This window comes from Tessaracoccus antarcticus, assembly GCF_003688855.1.
Lineage (GTDB): Bacteria > Actinomycetota > Actinomycetes > Propionibacteriales > Propionibacteriaceae > Arachnia > Arachnia antarctica.
On the sequence record NZ_REFW01000003.1, the window covers coordinates 243354 to 262200 of the forward strand.

Annotated in this window: 13 protein-coding genes and 1 pseudogene; 6 read left to right on the forward strand and 8 right to left on the reverse strand. The window is 67.9% G+C overall.

Features of this window, described 5'->3' with window-relative positions:
• The first annotated feature begins 119 nt into the window (after positions 1–119).
• Positions 120–1259: a carboxylate-amine ligase gene (locus EAX62_RS12365; RefSeq protein ID WP_158600669.1), complete on the forward strand. Its 1140-nt coding sequence runs from the start codon at positions 120–122 to the stop codon at positions 1257–1259.
• The gene (locus EAX62_RS12370) at positions 1260–1988 is read left to right on the forward strand and encodes a glutamine amidotransferase (RefSeq protein ID WP_121902018.1); all 729 of its coding nucleotides are present in this window, start codon (positions 1260–1262) and stop codon (positions 1986–1988) included. It abuts the gene before it with no gap.
• A gap of 102 nt (positions 1989–2090) precedes the next feature.
• Here the strand turns inward: EAX62_RS12370 and EAX62_RS12375 are convergent.
• Positions 2091–3530, reverse strand: a pseudogene (locus EAX62_RS12375) (RNA polymerase sigma factor); the annotation flags it as partial.
• Between the two features lie 164 nt (positions 3531–3694).
• On the opposite strand from EAX62_RS12375, the gene EAX62_RS12380 reads away from it, so the two are divergent.
• Complete coding sequence (locus EAX62_RS12380) at positions 3695–4642, forward strand: sigma-70 family RNA polymerase sigma factor (RefSeq protein ID WP_121902020.1); 948 nt, start codon at positions 3695–3697, stop codon at positions 4640–4642.
• 67 nt (positions 4643–4709) lie between these two features.
• Here EAX62_RS12380 and EAX62_RS12385 read toward each other — a convergent pair whose 3' ends face one another.
• Genes EAX62_RS12385 through EAX62_RS12405 form a run of 5 tightly spaced genes read right to left on the reverse strand, consistent with a single transcriptional unit; the run spans position 4710 to position 11574 of the window.
• Complete coding sequence (locus tag EAX62_RS12385; RefSeq protein WP_121902163.1) at positions 4710–5549, reverse strand: acyl-CoA thioesterase; 840 nt, start codon at positions 5547–5549, stop codon at positions 4710–4712.
• A gap of 25 nt (positions 5550–5574) precedes the next feature.
• Entirely contained in the window at positions 5575–9387 is a 3813-nt protein-coding gene (gene hrpA / locus EAX62_RS12390; RefSeq protein ID WP_121902021.1) for an ATP-dependent RNA helicase HrpA, read from the reverse strand.
• Positions 9388–9390: 3 nt separating this feature from the next.
• Positions 9391–10284, reverse strand: a complete 894-nt coding sequence (locus EAX62_RS12395) for a universal stress protein (RefSeq protein ID WP_158600670.1) — start codon at positions 10282–10284, stop codon at positions 9391–9393.
• A 16-nt stretch (positions 10285–10300) separates the two neighbouring features.
• Positions 10301–10699 carry a pyridoxamine 5'-phosphate oxidase family protein gene (locus EAX62_RS12400; protein ID WP_121902023.1) on the reverse strand — a complete coding sequence of 133 codons (399 nt, stop codon included), beginning with the start codon at positions 10697–10699 and terminating at the stop codon, positions 10301–10303.
• Between the two features lie 11 nt (positions 10700–10710).
• Complete coding sequence (locus EAX62_RS12405; RefSeq protein ID WP_121902024.1) at positions 10711–11574, reverse strand: T3SS (YopN, CesT) and YbjN peptide-binding chaperone 1; 864 nt, start codon at positions 11572–11574, stop codon at positions 10711–10713.
• Positions 11575–11666: 92 nt separating this feature from the next.
• Here EAX62_RS12405 and EAX62_RS12410 point away from each other — a divergent pair, with 92 nt between their 5' ends.
• Entirely contained in the window at positions 11667–12197 is a 531-nt protein-coding gene (locus EAX62_RS12410; protein ID WP_121902025.1) for a DedA family protein, read from the forward strand.
• A gap of 3 nt (positions 12198–12200) precedes the next feature.
• On the opposite strand, the gene ilvD is transcribed toward EAX62_RS12410, so the two are convergent.
• Both ilvD and gnpA read right to left on the reverse strand, forming a co-directional pair.
• The gene (ilvD, locus tag EAX62_RS12415; RefSeq protein WP_121902026.1) at positions 12201–14045 is read right to left on the reverse strand and encodes a dihydroxy-acid dehydratase; all 1845 of its coding nucleotides are present in this window, start codon (positions 14043–14045) and stop codon (positions 12201–12203) included.
• A 152-nt stretch (positions 14046–14197) separates the two neighbouring features.
• Positions 14198–16393, reverse strand: coding sequence for a 1,3-beta-galactosyl-N-acetylhexosamine phosphorylase (gene gnpA / locus EAX62_RS12420; RefSeq protein ID WP_121902027.1), 2196 nt, complete (start codon positions 16391–16393; stop codon positions 14198–14200).
• A 161-nt stretch (positions 16394–16554) separates the two neighbouring features.
• On the opposite strand from gnpA, the gene EAX62_RS12425 reads away from it, so the two are divergent.
• Entirely contained in the window at positions 16555–17604 is a 1050-nt protein-coding gene (locus tag EAX62_RS12425) for an acyl-CoA/acyl-ACP dehydrogenase (RefSeq protein ID WP_121902028.1), read from the forward strand.
• Complete coding sequence (locus tag EAX62_RS12430) at positions 17595–18845, forward strand: SAM-dependent methyltransferase (RefSeq protein WP_121902029.1); 1251 nt, start codon at positions 17595–17597, stop codon at positions 18843–18845. The genes EAX62_RS12425 and EAX62_RS12430 overlap by 10 nt, the downstream gene beginning before the upstream one ends.
• The last annotated feature ends 2 nt before the right edge of the window (positions 18846–18847 follow it).

Genomic DNA, 18847 nt, shown 5'->3' on the forward strand with positions numbered 1-18847 from the left:
AAGGTGGTTCTTCTGCGCTCCACACCCTACATCTGGACACGGTTGGGCCACGTTGGCCATCTCGACCCGGCATGATCGGATGTGCAGAGACACACTTCGACCCAGAGCGAGCCACGCACATGAAGATTGACTTCAAACCCTCCCAGCGCGCCACGCTCGGCGTGGAGTGGGAGTTGACGGTGGTGGACCTGGCCACCCTCGAGCAGGTACCCGAGGCCCACCGCGTCCTGGACGGGGTGGAGGATCCCGTGAACGGACCGATCCGGGCGGAGTATCTGCGCAGCATGATCGAACTCGTCAGCGGCGTGCACACCAGCGTGGGGGGCGTCGTCTCGGAGATGGATGCGCTGATGCACCACGTCATCGAGTCCCTCGAGCCGCACGGTCTCGCGGTGATGGCGATGGGCGCCCACCCGTTCGCGGATCCGGCACAGCAGCAGCCCGTGAAGAAGGCGCAGTACCGCAGGGTCCGGGAACGCAACGGCTGGTGGGGTGGCCAGATGGCCGTCAACGGCGTCCACATCCACGCAGGCGTCGACGACCGGTCAAAGGCCCTGCCGGTGACGTACGGCCTGGCACGCTTCATCCCCTACTTCATCGCGCTGAGTGCCTCGTCCCCGTTCTGGATGGGCACGGACACCGCCTTCGCCTCCCAGCGGACCATGATGTTCCAGCAGCTACCCACCAACGGCCTGCCCTACCACATGTCCTCGTGGAAGGAGTTCGAGCGCTACGCCACGGAGCTGGAGGGAGTGGGCATGATCCAGAGCCCCTCGGAAATCCGCTGGGATGTGCGACCCTCCACGTTTGGGACCGTGGAGAACCGTTCCATGGACTGCGTCCCCACCGTCTTCGAGATCGGCGCCCTGGCTGCCCTCACACAGTGCCTCGTCGAGTGGATGTCCCGGGAGCTGGATGCCGGCCGTGAGATCGAACGGCTGGCCTTCTGGTTCATGCGGGAGAACAAGTGGCGCGCGGCCCGCTACGGGCTCGGCGCAGAGGTGGTCACCCCCCGACCCCATGAGCACACCCTGGCCTTGCGTGAGGGTCTTCTGCACTGGTTGCAGAGGCTGGAGCCGATCGCCGACGAGCTGGGGTGCAGCAGCCAACTGGCAGATTGCGTGGAACTGGTGCATCGTGGTCCCAGCTACGTCCGACAACGGCGCGTGGCCACCGCCACCGACGGCGACCTGTCAGCCGTGCTCCGCGCCACCATTTCGGAGACGATGGGTGGCCGACCACATTTCAAGGACAGTTAAGTGAAACCATTCCTGTTGCTCAGCTGCAGGCCGGAGGACGCGGCCGCCGAAGGCGAACGTCGCTCCGTCCTGCACTTCTCCGGTCTGCGCGACGAGGAGTTGCAGCAAATCCGTGTGGAACTGGCGCCGCTGCCCGTCCTGGACCTCGACGACTACTCCGGCGTCCTCCTCGGCGGCGGGCCGTACAACTCCAGTGACCCCGTGAAGTCACAGGTGCAACTGCGGGTGGAGGCCGACCTGCGGCGGGTCCTGGAGGACGTCTTCGTCGACGACGTGCCGTTCCTCGGGCTCTGCTACGGCATCGGCACCGTGACGGCGCACATGGGTGGCGTCGTGGACCGCACCTACGGTGAGCCCGCGGGCCCCGTCCATCTGCGACGCACCGATGCCGGGCACCGTGACCCATTGCTCGTGGACGTGCCGGAAACTTTCCAGGCCTTTGTGGGTCACAAGGAGGCGGTCCGCGAACTCCCCGAAGGCGCGGTGCTGCTGGTGGAGGGCGATGCCTGCCCCGTGCAGATGTTCCGCGTGCAGAAGAACTGCTACGTCACCCAGTTCCATCCCGAACTGGACGCCGAGCACTTCATCGACCGCATGAAGATCTACCGCCACGCCGGATATTTCGCCCCGGAGACACTCGAGGACCTCAGCGAGCAGGCCCGCGACGCCAACGTGTCACCGGCCGTTCACACCATCCTGAGCAGGTTCGCGCAGCACTACGCCCGCTGACGAGGGGCTGCACCCCCTCGTGGCACGCACGAAGCCCAGGCCCCGACATGGGACCTGGGCTTCGTGCGTGTCAACAGCAGCGTGCTGCCCACGGTGGTGCGATCAGTCGAGGTAGTCCCGCAGCACCTGCGAGCGCGACGGATGACGCAGCTTGCTCATGGTCTTCGATTCGATCTGGCGGATCCGCTCACGGGTGACCCCATAAACCTTGCCGATCTCGTCGAGGGTCTTGGGCTGGCCGTCGGTGAGGCCGAAGCGCATGGAGACCACGCCGGCCTCGCGCTCGCTGAGCGTGTCGAGGACGTCGTTGAGCTGTTCCTGCAGGAGGGTGAAGTTCACGGCGTCCGCCGGCACGACCGCCTCGGAATCCTCGATGAGGTCGCCGAACTCGGAGTCGCCGTCCTCGCCGAGCGGTGTGTGCAGTGAGATGGGCTCGCGGCCGTACTTCTGGACCTCGACGACCTTCTCGGGCGTCATGTCCAGTTCTTTGGCCAGTTCCTCCGGTGTGGGCTCACGTCCCAGGTCCTGCAGCATCTGCCGCTGGACACGCGCGAGCTTGTTGATCACCTCGACCATGTGGACGGGAATGCGGATGGTACGGGCCTGGTCGGCCATGGCGCGGGTGATGGCCTGCTTGATCCACCAGGTGGCGTAGGTGGAGAACTTGTAGCCCTTGGTGTAGTCGAATTTCTCGACGGCGCGGATCAGACCCAGGTTGCCCTCCTGGATGAGGTCCAGGAACAACATGCCACGTCCGGTGTAGCGCTTGGCCAGGGAGACGACGAGGCGGAGGTTGGCCTCCAACAGGTGGTTCTTGGCGCGGCGTCCGTCGGCGACGATCCATTCGAAGTCCTCACGGTCCTTCGGCTTGACCTTGGACTCGGTCATCCGTTCCTCGGCGAAGAGGCCCGCCTCGATGCGCTTGGCGAGCTCCACCTCCTGAACGGCGTTGAGGAGCGCGACCTTGCCGATCTGCTTCAGGTAGTCCTTGACGGGGTCGGCAGTTGCGCCGGCCGACATGACCTGCTGTTCGGGTTCGTCGGCCTCGTCGCTGCTGCTGAGCGTGAACCCGCCGTCCTCGACCAGTTCCTTGGCTAGCGGAGCCTCCTTGGACTCGACGAAGGTGGCGTCGTCGACGTCGTCCAGGGTGCGCTTCTTGCCACCCACGGTGAGCACGACCTCGTCGCCCTCACGCTTGAACTCCACCTCGATCTCGCCCGTGGAAGCCTCGGCGATGGTGGCCTCGGCTGCTGCCTTGCGTCTGGCTGCGGCGGTGGTGCGTGCCGCAGTCCTGGCGGCGGGCGCCTTGGCAGGGGCTTTTTTCGCGGTGGTGGGAGCGGCCTTGGCGACCGCTGCTCCGGTTGCGGCCGCACGCTTCGAGGTGGTGACGGGCGCAGTGGCCCCCTCGGCCTTCGCGGTCTTCGTGGTGGTGCGGGAGCGGCTGGGGGCCTTGGCGGTGGCGGTGGCGGGGCTCTGCTCATTGCTGGAACCAGAAGTCACAACGGTCCTCTCCTGGGGGGTGACAGTATTTTGCGCGCGCGGCGTCCCGTGTCAGTCAAGGGACGTCCGCGCCAATACTTCCACGCCAACCGCCAACACTCAAACGCGGGCGGATCCGGGACGCAGGAAAAAAGGTTAGTTGAACCGGGAACCAATAGCGCGGGCCGTGCGTTGGACCAGATGACGACGTGAGAAAGGCTCATCACATGATCTCCACTGCACGCAACCGCACCAACGATGGCATTGATGGCAAGGATGCCGTTGGACTCTACCTCGACGCGATCGCGAAGACCGCGCTGCTGAGCGCTGTCGAGGAAGTGGAACTGGCCCGTACCATCGAAGCCGGATTGTTCGCTTCCAAAATTCTAGCCGGTGAAGTCGAATCCACAACTGACGCCACCCCTGAAGAGCTGCGCCGGGCCGTCGCCGAGGGCGATGCAGCCATGCAGCGCTTCACGAAGGCCAACCTGAGGCTGGTGGTGTCGGTGGCGCGCAAGTACGGCCGCGCCCAGATGCCGATGCTGGATCTGGTGCAGGAGGGCAACACCGGGTTGATCAGGGCAGTCGAGAAGTTCGACTATGCCAAGGGCTTCAAGTTCTCCACGTACGCGACGTGGTGGGTACGCCAGGCCATCTCCCGGGGCATCGCCCAGCAGGGTCGCATCGTGCGCCTCCCCGTCCACGTGGCGGAGCAGGTCAACCAGGTCTCTGCGGTCCGCCGCAACCTGGAGCGCCAGCTCGGGCGCGAGCCGGAGCTTTCTGAGATCGCCACAGAGCTGGATCTTCCCGAGACCCGGATCATCGACCTGCTGCGCTACTCACGGGAACACATTTCGCTGGATGCACCCGTGGAGGCCGATGGGGATACCTCGCTGGGTGACCTGATCGCCCGTGAAACCTCCCCCGGCCCGGACGAGATGGTTCTGGATGCCGAGGAGCGCGCACGTCTCGACGGGATGTTGTCCAACCTGGATGATCGCTCCGCCGATGTGGTGCGTCGCCGCTACGGCCTGCTCGACGGCCGCCAGGCCAAGCTGGCCGACATCGGAGCCCACTGGGGCATCACGGCTGAGCGCGTCCGCCAGATCGAACGGCTCGCGCTGACCAAGATGCGTGAGGCCGAGGCGGCCGCGGAAGCCGCCGCTGCCGCCTGACACTGCGCAGCGTGACAACTACATGTGTGAACCACTGATCCGGGTGGTGGCCTAGGTGTCAGTACACCTAGGCCACCACCCGGATCAATCCTTCCTGGGCGCAGGACGCCACGGCCAGACCACCCTGGAAGAGCCGACCGGTACAGAAACCGCGGGCGCCTGAGGCTGACGGCGAGACCATGTCGTAGAGCAGCCACTCATCGGCCCGGAAGGGGCGGTGGAACCACATGGCGTGATCGATCGAGGCAGCGCGCATCGTCGGGGACATGAACTCCACCTGGTGCTGCACCGTCGAGACGCTGAGCAGGGTGATGTCTGACAGATACGCAAGAACGGCAGCGTGCAGCCCCGGGTCGTCAGGCAGCGGGCCCTGTGTCCGCACCCATGCGCGCATGATGCCGCCCTCTGGGCTGGGCTCGGGCGGGCTTGCGAGGCGCACGTCGAGGGCGTCCCATTCCGAGAGTCGTCGCACCTGGCGCCCGAAACGCTCCTCCAGCACCTCCCGCATGGGACGCGAGTCCTCCGGCGCGGAGACGTCGAGCGACTGCACCGCTGAGTGGGAGAGGCCGGGCTCGGGTGTGTGAAAGGAGGCACTCAGCTGAAAGATGGTGTGCTCACCCTGCTTGGCCACCACGCGCCGCGCACTGAAGGAGCGTCCGTCCCGGAGAACCTCAACCTCCAGCGTGAGGGGCGTCAGCGGATCCCCCGGCAGCAGGAAATATGCGTTGAGGGAGTGCACCACACGGTCCCCGGAGACTGTGTGCATGGCGGCCATCAGACTCTGTGCCAGCACCTGCCCCCCGAAGAGGCGCTGCAGCAGGGTCCTCGGCTGGGGCCCACGGAACGAGAACTCCCCCGTCTGCGTCAGTTCGAACAGGCTGATGAGTTCATCGACGGTCTGTGGCACCACGCAATGATGCCACTGTCCCGCCTCACCGGGCGGCAGCGATGGCCTGACGCACCCGTTTCGGGGACACGGGCACGGCCGTGCGCACCCCCTGGGCGAACAGTCCCACGCGGAGCTCCTCGATGAGGAAGGCAATCTCCTCCACCGCGGGGCTGAGCGGGCCGGGCGGCTGCGCGTCGCACAGGGCGGCGTAGTCGACCTCGACGCCCTCGATCTCCAGTCGGGCACGGTCATCGCGGCTGCGGCTCTTCAGCGCACCCTGCATGCGCACCGTCATGGCGCGGACGTAGACGGGGAGCCGGTCGAACCACGGGTCGGGGGTGGCAGAGATGAAACGCGTGAACGTGAGGTTCGCCAGTTGCTCCGTGACATCGATGCGCAGCGGATCCTGTGGGGGGAACATCTGGAGTGCGCGCTCCACCTCGCCCTGCGCCGTCAGGGTCTGGGCGGCGACCCGCACCACCGCCTGGGTGCGCGCGGGGCAATCGGCCCGGACCAGCTCGGCGATGCGGGTGAAGGTGGCCTCATCGCGGACGTCGTCGGGGCTACCCGACTCCAGCAGCAGCTGCTGGCTCGCCTTCAGCCAGGCGTCGGCCAGGAGGTCCGGCACGCTCGCGTACGAGCTGGCGCCCAGTGCCAGCTTTTCCTGGTTGCTCATGTGGGAGACCACCCAGCGCACGGGTGAGGGGTTCACGAGCGTCAGAAGTCGGCGAAGGCCCCTCACGTGTTCGTGCGAGGCACGTTGCACCGACTCCGCCACGACGAGTCCCACGCTGGCGGTCTCGTCCACCAACGCTGGGTAGCCCACCACCCCGCCCGAGAGTTGGACGGAAGGGGCCACAGTGCCAAACGTCCATCGGGTCTGGCCGGTGGCCGAGATGCGCTTGGCGGAGCGGGTCAGTTTGGCGCTCACCTTCGGCGCAAGCGTGACCCGGAGCTCGTCGAGGTCGGTTCCCCGCGCCACTTCCTTGGAGCCGTCCATGACGACGAAGGTGGGGCGCAGGTGCCCGTCGACTGTGGACGGCTGCCAGGCCTCCGGTGGAACCAGTTCACCGGTGAGGGCGCGCAACGCCCGAGCCAGCGCCTGGGGCAGAGACTCCCCCTCCGTGCCGCCGTTGGCATCCAGCCACACGAGCGCGCGGCCCGCCCAATCAGGGGCCGGGACGAACTTGGTGCGGATGGCCTTCGGCAGTGAGCGCAGCAATGCCGTCGCGAGTTCACGCCGCAGGCCGGGCACCTGCCACGTGAAGGGTGTCTGCTCCAGTTGGTTCAACAGTTCCAAAGCCACGGTGATGGTGACGCCGTCCCTGCCGGCCCCGGGCTCGAAGACGTAGGCCACAGGAAGTTCGTGGCGCCCCACCTCCCACCTGTCGGGGAAGTCGGCCACACGCAGTTCACCGGGGTCGCTGACGCAGTCGGCCGGGGTCAGGCGGAGGAAGGAGTCGTCCGCCTGGCCGCGCACCCACGACTCGAACGTCGCACCGGAGACCACTTCCGCGCCGAGGCGTTGGTCCCAGAAAGTGAAGAGTTCGTCGTCGGAGAGCAGAAGGTCGGGTCGTCGCATCCGGTCGGTGAGTGTCTGCGCCTCCTCCAGGGCGAACCTGTTGGCCGCCACAATGGGGTGCCGGGTGTCCCACTCCCCTTCCACGATTCCTGTGCGGATGAAGATCTCGCGCGCCTCCTCGGGGTGCCCGGAGGCGTACGAGGTGGGGCGCCCGGCCACGATCGGCACGCCGAAGAGCGTGAGCCGCTCATTGGCCACGACGCTGGCGCTGCGGGCCGAGAAGTGCGGCTCGGACAGGGTGCGGGTCAGGACGTGTTCGCCCACGGCCTCCACCATCTCCGGGGTGATGGCTGTGACGGTGCGGGCCCACAGCCGGGAGGTCTCCACCAGCTCGTAGGCCATCACCAGGGGAGGTGTGCTCCGGGCCAGGGAGGATCCTGGTTGGATGGCGAAGTGTGCGCCGCGGGCCCCCAGGTACTCCACCAGCGGTTTGCGCTTGCCCGGCTTCTTCGCGACCCTCTCGGGTTCCGCGAGCCCGACGTTGGACAGAAGTCCTGACAGCAGGCAGGTCACCACGTCGCCCATGGAACCCGTGCCCCGGGCATCCATCTCCAACTCGCGGCAGACCTCACGCAGCTGCGTGACGAGATCCTCCCACTCCCGGAATCGCACGAAGTGCAGGTACTCCTGCCGGCACATCCGCCGGAAGGCGTTGCCGGAGAGTTCCTTGCGGCGTTTCTGCAGGTACTCCCAGACGTTGAGCAGCGTCTCGAAGTCGCCGCCCTCCAGTGAGGTCTGCGACGCCTCCTTGCGCGTGCCGGTGTGCGCCGTGTGCCGCAGCGGCTGCGCGTCTGCCTCTGGCGGTGTCGCGTCGACGGCGCCGCCGGGGGTCCAGAACCGGCGGTGGAGATCGTCGGCCTTCTGCTGCTGTTCGGTGGGTCGTTCCCGGACGTCGGGGATGGTCAGGCCGGCCACCACCACCTGCATCTGGCGCAGGCAGCCGCGGCGTGACCCCTCCAGCAGCATCCGGCCGAGCCGGGGGTCGATGGGCAGCCTTGCCAGGGTGCGTCCGGTGCGGGTCAGCCGCAGGTGGTCGTGACGTTTGCGGGGATGGATGGCCCCCAATTCCGCCAGCACCCGCACACCGTCGCTGATCTGCGCGTCGATGGGCGCCTCCACGAACGGGAACGCCTCGATGTCCCCCAGCCCTGCCTCGGTCATCTGGAGGATGACGGTGGCCAGGTTGGTGCGCAGGATCTCGGGTTCCGTGAACCGTGGGCGCGACTCGAAGTCCTCCTGGCTGTACAGGCGGATGGCGATGCCCGGCCCCAGCCGGCCGCAGCGGCCGGCCCGCTGGTTGGCGCTCGCCTGCGAGACCGGTTCAATGGGCAGCCGCTGCACCTTGGTGCGGGCCGAGTAGCGGGAGATGCGGGCCGTGCCGACGTCGATGACGTAGCGGATGCCCGGCACCGTGATGGAGGTCTCTGCCACGTTGGTGGCCAGCACCACGCGGCGCCCCGGGTGGGGCTGGAACACGCGTTGCTGTTCCTCCGCTGAGAGGCGTGCATACAGCGGTGTGGTTTCCCAGCCGCGGAGCCGCAGGCCGTTGATGGCCTCGGCGGCGTCGCGGATCTCCCGCTCGCCGGAGAGGAACACCAACACGTCGCCGGTCCCGGACTCCGCCGCGAGTTCCTTCATGGCGGAGGTGAGCCCGTCCAGCTCGTCGGCATCGTCCGCGAGCGGCTGGTAGCGGATATCCACGGGATAGGTGCGGCCCGAGACCTCGACGACGGGTGCGTCGCTGAAGTGTTCGGAGAACCGTCGCGTGTCGATGGTGGCCGACGTCACGATGACCCGCAGCTCCGGGCGGCGCGGCAGGAGCTGTTTGAGATAGCCGAGCAGGAAGTCGATGTTGAGGCTGCGCTCGTGGGCCTCATCAATGATGATGGTGTCGTAGCGGGTGAGGTCCTTGTCGCGCGTCAGCTCGCTGAGCAGCACGCCGTCGGTCATGAGCTTGATGCGCGTGGCTTTGCTGGTGCGCCGCGTGAACCGGACCTGGTAGCCCACGAAGTCACCCAGCTCCACCTCGCACTCGTCGGCGATGCGTTGCGCCACGGTGCGGGCGGCGATGCGCCGCGGCTGAGTGTGGGCGATGTGTTCGCGTCCCGCCAGCAGACAGATCTTGGGCAGTTGCGTGGTCTTGCCGGAACCCGTCTCGCCCGCCACCACCACCACCTGGTGCTCGCGGATGAGGTTGGCGATGGTGGTGACCTCCGCCGAGATCGGCAGGGACTCGTCGAAGTGGATGCGGGGCTGTCGCGTGGTGTCCGTCACAGGTCAGTGCGTGATCAGCAGCGGGCACTCGGCGTGCGCCATCAGTCCCCGCACGAGACCACCCAGGCCGAACCCACCGTTGCTGATACCCAGCACGAGGGCGTCGTAGTTGGGGGTGCGGCCCACGAGTTCGTTGATGGGGCTGTCGGCCACGACGACGACCTTGTAGGGGACCTCCGGGTACCGCTCGGCGATGGACTTGGCGATGGCTTCGATCCCGCCCCGGATGTAGCGCAACTGCTCCTGCAGGTCATCGGGCGACAGCTTCTTCGAGAAGATCCCGATGGGGGGCTGCAGTGCGTGCACGATCTCCAGGGAGGACTGGAAGCGGCGGGCCTGCCTGAAAGCCACCTCCAGCGTGGCGTGGTTGCCGGGACTCGTGTTCATGCCGACGCCGATCAGCTTCTTGCCACCCACGTCGATGGGGTGGGCGGCCGCGGAGATGACCAGGACCGGGCAGGACGAGTTCGTCACCACGGACACGCTGGTCGATCCCACGAACATCCGCTCCAGGCCGGATACGGATCGCCGGCCCAGGACGATGAGGTCGGCCACCTCGCTGAGCCGACCGAGCACCCCTCCGGGCGAGCCCAGCACTACTTCAGTGCGGACCCTGTCCTCGGGAAGTCCGAGCTCCAGCGCGAGGCCCTTGGCCTGCAGGTTCGCCGTGACACCGGCGTTCTGCAACACCTCGGGGTCGTAGACGACCCCCCAGGCACCAGCCAGCATGGCGTCGTCCACGGCGTGGACAAGCATGAGCTCGCCACCGAACTCGCGGGCGGTGTTGGCGCCGAAGCGGACGGCGCGGAGACCATCGTCGCTGCCGTCGACACCGACCACGATCAGGGGGCTCTTGGCCGCGTCCTTCTCGAACTTCTCGCTCTGGGGCTGTTCCATGATGTTCCTCCGGTCCTCAGCTCGGTGTTCCCGAGACCACACGGCCACCGAGCCACTCGACGTTGATGGCCACGCCCACATGGCGCCCGTCGGGCACCCATGACACGGATTCTAGGCCCTCCGCGGAGGCCGTTGTCCCGCGGGCAAGCAAAGTCCATCCCACTGCCGATTCGGCGTCAAACTCGTCCACCTGGAACCCCACCTTCGTGGGGATGAGTAGTGCCGAGAGCGGGCCGCTCTCGGAGGTGTGGAACACCACGCGTTCGTTCACGATGCGGTAGTTGACGGGGAACACATTGATCCCCTCGGCGGATTCCCATGCCACACGCCCCACCACCTGGGATGCCAGAAGTTTGCGGCATTCGGGTGCGTCCAGCGAGCTGAAGTAGCCGTCGCCAGCCGGGTTGGTCGTCATGACACTCCACTCTAGCCGGGGAATGTGGTGCGGCCGCTCAGACGGGCGGCGAGTTCGTCATCGATCCCGTCAGCCACCTGGGAGATGGCCACGAGCGCCTGACGCAGGTGCGCGGGCACGAAGGGGCGGGCCGGTACGGACACCTGCACGAACACACGGTCCGTGTGCAGTGCGAACCGGCAGTACCGGGATTCGGTGTTGAGGTCGTTCAGGACCTCGCATGCCCGCGAGCGCCCCGAGACCTCGTGCACGAGCACGGCGAACAGCACCAGTTCCTTGAAGTCGGGTGTGGAGCGCAGGAACAACATGGTGGAGCCGATACGAATCGCCACGTCCCCCTGGAAGTCGCGCATCGGCGGGTGGCCGAAGGCCTCCGTGAGCTCCGCGTCGACGACGGTGTCCAACTCCTGGCGGCTGCCGGGCATGACGATGCCGAAGGGGCCCGGGAGGAGCCCCGCCCCCGGCTCCACGGGTGCGGCGGGTTTCAGGATGTCGGCCAACTGGTCCGGCTCCAGGAACACCGGGTGGATGGCCCCGAGCGCCTCCGTCATGGTCCGCGTGACCAGTTCCGCCAGCGCGACGGTGTCCTCCTGGTGATGCTGCACCCGGTACGAGCCGTCCCCCACGCCCTGCCAGCCGAAGTCGGCGAGCCCCGGCACGTCCGCAGCTTTCAGCGTGGCCACCACACTCTCCGGCTCCGCAAACGAGAACCGGATGACGGGAGGTTCCACCGTGTTGGTGCGGTTCGCCACCACGGAGATACAGAGGTCGCTGGTTGCGTCCATGACGGACAGAACCTCCGCGAGTCGCTCCGTGAACTCGTCCCACGCCAGCTGTGTGGTCCTGTCGAGATCGAAGTCCTCAATGTCTGCCATGCCCACCTCCTCTTGCCAACCTAGCAAAACTGGGATTGGGTGCCACTCCCAGGGCGCCTAGGATGGCAGCAGTCAACTGGGCAGGAGAGTCAATGGACCCCACCACGTGGAAGGCCCCCTTCGCCGTTGTGGTTGGTGCCCTGTTCGTCATCGTGATGCTGCGCGCCAATGCCACCTACTGGGTGGGCCGCGCCATCCTCGCCGGGGCGGGACGCAGCCGCTGGTCCCGGCTCCTCGACAGCCGCGCCTATGCCGTGGGCTCAACGTGGCTGAACCGGTGGGGCGCCCCCGCTGTGGCGCTCAGTTTTCTGACCGTCGGAGTCCAGACCATGGTCAACCTCTCGGCGGGGGTGACACGCATGCCGATGCGGCGCTACCTGCCGTCGGTGGCGGTCGGCTCCGTCATCTGGGCGTTCATGTACGGCACCGTGGGGTTCGCGGGCTTCATCGCCGTCAAACGGTTGTGGGCGATCCACCCGGCCCTCACCATCGGTGCCGGCGTGGTGCTGGTGGCCGTGGTTGCCGCGGTCCTGACCCGACGTGGCGCTGAGCCTCCAGCCATCGGCACCGCAGCGGCCGCCGCGCCGGCCTCCGATGCCGACGAGGCAGCCCAGGCGGCCTGAGGCTCAGCCGTCGAAGCGGCGCGCCGCACCCTTGTCCGCGGACTGTGCCAGCGAGCCGTAGATCTTCAGCGCTGTCGAGACGGTGCGCTCCCTGTGCACGGGCTTCCAGCCCCGCTCATCGGCGGCAGCGCGTCGAGCGGCAAGCGTCTCGTCGTCGACGTTGAGGGTCATGCTGCGCTGCGGGATCGAGATGGTGATGGTGTCCCCGGTCTCCACGAGGCCGATGGCGCCGCCGGAGGCCGCCTCGGGTGACACGTGCCCGATGGACAGACCCGAGGAACCCCCGGAGAAGCGCCCGTCGGTGATGAGGGCGCACTGCGGCCCCAGACCCAGCGCCTTGAGGTAGGCGGTGGGGTACAACATCTCCTGCATGCCGGGGCCACCCTTGGGGCCCTCGTAGCGCACGATCACGATGTCCCCGGGCTGGATCTTCTTGCCGAGGATCATCTCGACGGCCTCGTCCTGGGACTCGGTCACCACGGCACGACCGGTGAAGTCCCACTGGTGCTCCGGGACGCCGGCGGTCTTCACGATGGCGCCATCGGGCGCGAGGTTGCCCCGCAGGACGGCCAGTCCACCCTCGACGGTGTACGCGTGCTCCACCGACCGGATGCAGCCGTCCGCCGCGTCGGTGTCCAGGGTCTCCCACCTGTTCGTGGAGGAAAAGGCCTCGGTGGTCCGCACACCGCCGGGGGCCGCGTGGAACAGCTCCAGCGCCACATCGGTGGTCCGTCCGCTGCGGATGTCCCAGTCGTCGAGCCAGCCCTGCAGGGTGGGCGCATGGACGGCATGCACGCTGGCGTCCAGCAGGCCGCCGCGGTGCAGTTCGCCGAGGATGGCCGGGACGCCGCCGGCGCGGTGGACGTCCTCCATGTAGAAACGGTCGGAGTTGGGGGCCACCTTGCTGAGGCAGGGCGTGACGCGGCTGATGGCGTCGATGTCGTCCTGGTCGAAGTCGACGCCCGCCTCCTGGGCGGCGGCGAGCAGATGCAGGATCGTGTTGGTGGAGCCCCCCATGGCCACGTCCAGGCGCATGGCATTGGCGAACGCCGGCTTGGTGGCGATGGACAGCGGCAGAACGGAGTGGTCGTCCTCGTCGTAGTACCGCCGGCACAGCTCCACCACGAGGCGACCGGCGTTCAGGAACAGGTCCTTGCGTGCCGCGGACGTGGCCAGCGTGGAGCCGTTGCCGGGCAGCGCCAGGCCGATGGCCTCCAGCAGGCAGTTCATGGAGTTGGCCGTGAACATGCCGGAACAGGACCCGCACGTGGGGCAGGCGTTGGCTTCGATGCGGCCCAGCTCGTCGTCGGAGACGCTCTCATCGACAGCGGCCGTCATGGCGTCCACGAGGTCCAGTGAGGTGGTGACAGTGCCACCCTCCTTGATGATGGCCTTGCCTGCCTCCATGGGGCCGCCGGAGACGAACACCGTCGGCACGTTCAGCCGCAGGGCGGCCAGGAACATGCCGGGGGTGATCTTGTCGCAGTTGGAGATGCACACCAGCGCGTCGGCGCAGTGGGCGTTGACCATGAATTCCACGGAATCGGCGATCAGTTCCCGGCTGGGCAGCGAGTACAGCATGCCGCCGTGACCCATGGCGATGCCGTCGTCGACGGCGATGGTGTTGAACTCACGGCCCACGCCCCCCGCCTCCTGGATGGCGCCGCTGACGAGCTTGCCCATGTCGCGCAGGTGCACGTGGCCGGGCACGAACTGGGTGAAGGAGTTCGCCACCGCCACGATGGGTTTTCCGAAGTCCGAGTCGCCCATGCCGGTGGCCCTCCACAGCGCGCGAGCGCCGGCCATGTTGCGGCCGTGAGTGGTGGTGCGGGAACGAAGGTGCGGCATGGGGGAATCTCTTTCCTGATGGACTGCTCGGGCCAGTGCGTGACTCTACTCGCCCTGCCCACAGTGGGCCGTCCCCCATCTCGCGTCCCAGAAACACACACCGCACCGCCCCCGTGGGGACGGCGCGGTGTGGGCGATACTGACGGGGCGGCTCAGATGTCGAGCCAGCGTGACTCCATGGCGTCGAGTTCCAGCCGGTGGACCACCACGTCCCCGTCGCCCAGCATGCCGGAGGACCGACCTGCCACGACGGTGCTGGCGGCCCGCGTGGAGTTGTTCATGACGAGCGCCTTGCGGGTGGCGGGAAACACGGCCACCTCCACGTCCACGTTGGTGCTGGTCCAGTGTGAGCTGAACTCCTGCTCCCTGCCAGCCGCCCAGTAGATGGCGCGGTGCAGCAGCCGGGTGTTGTCAGCGTTGTAGGGCAGTCCCGCCACGTAGACGGCGCGGCCAGCACCCGCGGTGTGGGCGGCCACGTCCACGGATGTCCCGTCGAGCTGCAGCAACTCGGCCCCGTCGATCCCGAAGATGTCCCCGGCACCCTCACCCACGTCGACCCGGTCCCGCAGGTCGGCCGTGATGAAGTGTTCCCCGTGCGCCACGGGGTAGCGGTTGGTGGACTGGGACCAGCCGATTTCCTTGTCGACGCCGAAGACGTCGGAGAGCTGGAAGAACGCGCCGTTGGCCGGCACGGCCGTGGGCTCGCCGATACCGATGAGGCCACCGCCCAACGCCACGTGCCGGCGCAGGGCCGATGTCAGGTCGGCGTCCAGCCACTCGTCGCCGCCCGAGAACGCCGTGTTGGCGGCACCCACATTGAGGACCACGTCCACGCCGTCCAAGGAGCCGGCGCGGACGTCGTCGAAGCTCATCCACTCGACGTCAAACGGGAGGCCGCTGAGCGACTCGATGACGCCGAGGTAGGAGTAGATCTGCTTGTACCACAGGGCGTGCGCCACCATGTGCGTCTGCCAGGTGCGCAGGCTCCCCCACGCGTTCACGATGGCCACGCGGATGGGGGCGTTCTCGGGGCGCAGCCCGCCACCCAGGTCGTGGATGGCGCGGAACTCGTCGCAGATTTCTTCGACCCGTGCAACGAAGTCAGGAAACTTCACGGCCAGGCTGAGGTAGCCGCCGTAGCCGATCCGGTCCAGCGGCTTGCGGGCGATGGCCCGTCGCGCGCACAGCCAGGACTCGTTGGCCTCGCCCAGCGGGTCGCCGCCGTCGGTGAAGACGTCGGGGAAGAAGTACGGCAGGAAGCGGCCCTCGGAGTACTTGACCCCGGGGATGTCCGAGATCATGCGGCAGGTGGCGCCGGAGCCCACGGAACCCACGACGGCGTCCATGCCGATGTCCCCGAAGTACTGACCGTAGGGTTCGGTGCCCATCCAGTTGTCACCGAGGAACATCATCGCTTCCTTGCCGGCATCGTGGACGATGTCGACGAGCGTCCTGACGCGGCTGCTGACGAATCGGGACTGGAAATCAACCCAGTCGCGGTAGTGCCTGCTGGGGCTACGGAAGGGGGAGTTGTAATAGCCGGCGTCGATGAAGTCCTCGGCGCGCAGGGCGTAGCCGTATTCCACCTCGAACGCGTCCATTGCCCTCGGCGAGACGGAGGCGCTGTAGCCGAACCAGTCGACGAACTTCTCCTTCGCGAGATCGTTGAAGACCAGCGTGAAGTGGTAGAAGAACGTGGTGAAGCGCACCACGTCCACCTCGGGGCGCTCGACACACCAGTCGCGGAGCGACTGCTGCATGAACTCCCACGCCTGCGGGTGGCGGGCGTCGTAGCCGATTTCCCGCACCCGGGTGGGGTCCTCCTGCCAGTTGTTGGTGGTGTAGTTGTACATCTGGGTGGAGTCCCACACCTGCCACGCCAGGAAGTTGACGGTGTAGACATGGAACGGCGCCGGGGCCGCGATCGTCACGACGGTGTCGGTGCCCTCCCCCGAGACGCTCCAGCCCTCGACGTCCACGACGTCACCGGTGGTGCGGTCGATGACCTCCCACCAGCGGTAGAGGTCCGTGAAGTCGGGGGTCACCTGCAGGGGCAGGTATCCACGCATGATGTCGATCTCGAGCGCACCCTCCGCCCCCGCCGCGACCCGGGCGGACATGAGGTAGAAGCGCGGGCGGGCGTCGAGATGCGCGAGCGCGAACTCCTGGTTGCCGCGCGCAGGGAAGTAGGTCTCGTAGACCTTGACCCCCAGCTGGGGGGTGATCTCCGGAAGCCACGTGCCGTCGGAGTTGCGGACGGCGTCGGCGCCGAGACGGGCGAGGATACCGGGGAGCTGCTCGTCCATACCCTGCTCGATGGGCAGTGTGACGCGGCCGGTGGAGGTCATGCATGGTCCTTCGCGGAAAGGGGGTGGGGGATCATCAGATCACAGTGTTCCATCACCCATTTCGGGCGTCACATCCTCCTCTGTGTTGCGCAATCCGGGCGCGCGTATGTGGCTCCAGGGGTGAGGCGCGGCGACCCCGCTGCGCCCTAGCCTTGACAACCATGGTGACTTTCAACGTCGACGTGAGCGCGGCGCCCCCCGACGGCTGGGCGCTTCTCATGGGCAGGGCCGCCATGGCCTTCGGGGATCCGGGGGCAGCGCTGCGGCTGGCACCCGAGGTTGCTGGTGTGCTGCCATTGCCCGGCTCCGGCAGGACTCGTGTCCTGTGGGAGGGGCTGGCCGACCTGGGATCCGTCGACCTCACCGTGGCCCGCACCCTCGAACCTCACCTGGATGCCATGGCCATCCTCGACCAGGCCGCCGGCACTTCACAGCCCCCACCCGTCACGCCCCCCGGATCCACGTGGGGCGTGTTCGCGGCGGAGGGACCCGGGGCACGTCTGGAAGCACACGGTCCGAGCGATGAGCCGCAGCTGCGTGGGCGCAAACCGTGGTGTTCCCTCGCGGGGGTCCTGAGTCATGCCCTCGTGTCGGCGTGGACGGGGGCTGACCAACGTCAACTGTTCGCCGTCGACCTGCGGCACCCGGGTGTGCGACACGTGGAGGCGCCGTGGGTGGCCCGCGGACTGTCAGCGGTCACCTCTGGCGCCATCGACTTCGACGGGGTCCCCGCCCACCCCGTCGGACCCGCCGGGTGGTACCTGGAGCGTCCCGGCTTCGCCTGGGGCGGGATCGGGGTGGCAGCCGTGTGGTGGGGTGGGGCCGCCGGGTTGGTGCAGACCATGCGGGAAGCCGCCACCCGGAGACCACCCGACCAGGTGGGGCGCATGTTGTTGGGCCAGGCCGATGCCGCCCTCCATGCGGCAGCAGCGGTGCTGGAGCAGGCGGCCACTGCCGTGGATGCCGGCGTCCTGCAGGGCGGCCACGCCTGGCCACGGACGCTGCGCGTCCGGCACGTGGTGCATGAAGCGTGCGAACTGTCGCTTCGCGCTGCCGCCCACGCGCTGGGCCCGGGCCCCCTCACCGCGGACGAGGACCACGCACGCCGTGTCAGCGATCTGGAGGTGTACCTGCGCCAGCACAGGGCCCAACGTGACGCCGTCACCATCGGCGACGGACTCATCGACGGCATGGGGGCCACATGGGGATGAACGGGGGGCCCGCACTTCACCATGCCGACGAGGGCACTTCTGAAGAGGCGTGGGGATCCGAGGCACTGCTGAAGAATCGTCCTGCGCTGGACCTCTCCGGCGTCTCCCACCTCGTGGTGGTGGCCGCCCATCCGGCCGACGAAACCATCATGGCAGGGGGCCTCATCGCCGAGGCCCACAGGCTGGGTCTTCGGGTGGACGTGGTGGTGGCCGAGGCCCTGCGCCCGGTTGCGCCATCGTCGGGTCTCCACAGCCCCGGGCTCGGGGACGGTGATGGCGCGGAGTCCCATGACGCGCTCGTCCGGCTCCTCGTGGACCTGGTCGGCACGCGGGGCGAGGAGACACTGATGGCGTCTCCTTGGCGTGGCGACGGGCACCCCGAGCATGAGGCGGCTGCCCTGGCGGCCGCCAGCGCAGCCTGGCGCACGGGCGCCGGACTTCTTGAGTGCCCCATCGCGTTCAGGCACGGGGGCACCCCCTCCGCGCCGCTGCCGGCCGGGCCCTGCCTGTTCCTCTCCGGACATGCACGCCGCGCCAGGGCAGCCGCGATGCAGGCGCACCACTCACAGGTGAAACCGCTGAACGGGGCACCTGACGATGCGTCCGTCCGCAGCACACACTTGTTGCCGCACTTCGACGGGGGCGTCGAGTTGTACTTCGACGCGGCTGCCGGGGAGGTCAATCCGTTTGATGCGTTGCATTCCGAGCATCCGGACCCGTGGCAGGTCCGCAGCAGTTGGTACGAGGCGCGCAAGCGGTCCATGACCCTGGCCGCACTCCCCCGTCCCCGCTATCGGCGGGCTGTGGAACTGGGGTGCTCCGTGGGCGCGCTGACGTCCGAGCTCGCCGGGAGGGCCGACCATGTCCTGGCCGTGGACGAGAGTGCCGCGGCCCTGCGGAGTGCCGCTGCTGCGCTGGCGGACCTGCCCCACGTGCAGACGAAGCGACTGCGGGTGCCGGAGGAACTGGACGCGGTGGACGCGGATCTCGTGGTCATCTCGGAGGTCGGCTACTTCCTCAGCCCCCTGCGTCTGCGGGACCTGGCGCGACGCGTGGCCGACTCCGGCTGCGGCACGGTCCTGGCGTGCCACTGGCGTCATGAGATCGTGGGCTGGCCCCTGGACGGACCCGCCGTCCACACCATCCTCCGGGAGACCCTCAGGATGCCGAGCGTCGTCCGGGTCGAGGACGTGGACTTCGTGCTGGAGGTCTTCAGCACCGACGCCGGGGCGCGCGCATGACC

Bases quoted from the DNA above. Each gene is read 5' to 3' on its own strand.
- EAX62_RS12365 (WP_158600669.1), top strand. From the start codon at position 120: ATGAAGATTGACTTCAAACCCTCCCAGCGCGCCACGCTCGGCGTGGAG.
- EAX62_RS12380 (WP_121902020.1), top strand. From the start codon at position 3,695: ATGATCTCCACTGCACGCAACCGCACCAACGATGGCATTGATGGCAAG.
- EAX62_RS12395 (WP_158600670.1), bottom strand. From the start codon at position 10,284: ATGGAACAGCCCCAGAGCGAGAAGTTCGAGAAGGACGCGGCCAAGAGC.
- EAX62_RS12400 (WP_121902023.1), bottom strand. From the start codon at position 10,699: ATGACGACCAACCCGGCTGGCGACGGCTACTTCAGCTCGCTGGACGCA.
- EAX62_RS12405 (WP_121902024.1), bottom strand. From the start codon at position 11,574: ATGGCAGACATTGAGGACTTCGATCTCGACAGGACCACACAGCTGGCG.
- EAX62_RS12410 (WP_121902025.1), top strand. From the start codon at position 11,667: ATGGACCCCACCACGTGGAAGGCCCCCTTCGCCGTTGTGGTTGGTGCC.
- ilvD (WP_121902026.1), bottom strand. From the start codon at position 14,045: ATGCCGCACCTTCGTTCCCGCACCACCACTCACGGCCGCAACATGGCC.
- gnpA (WP_121902027.1), bottom strand. From the start codon at position 16,393: ATGACCTCCACCGGCCGCGTCACACTGCCCATCGAGCAGGGTATGGAC.
- EAX62_RS12425 (WP_121902028.1), top strand. From the start codon at position 16,555: ATGGTGACTTTCAACGTCGACGTGAGCGCGGCGCCCCCCGACGGCTGG.
- EAX62_RS12430 (WP_121902029.1), top strand. From the start codon at position 17,595: ATGGGGATGAACGGGGGGCCCGCACTTCACCATGCCGACGAGGGCACT.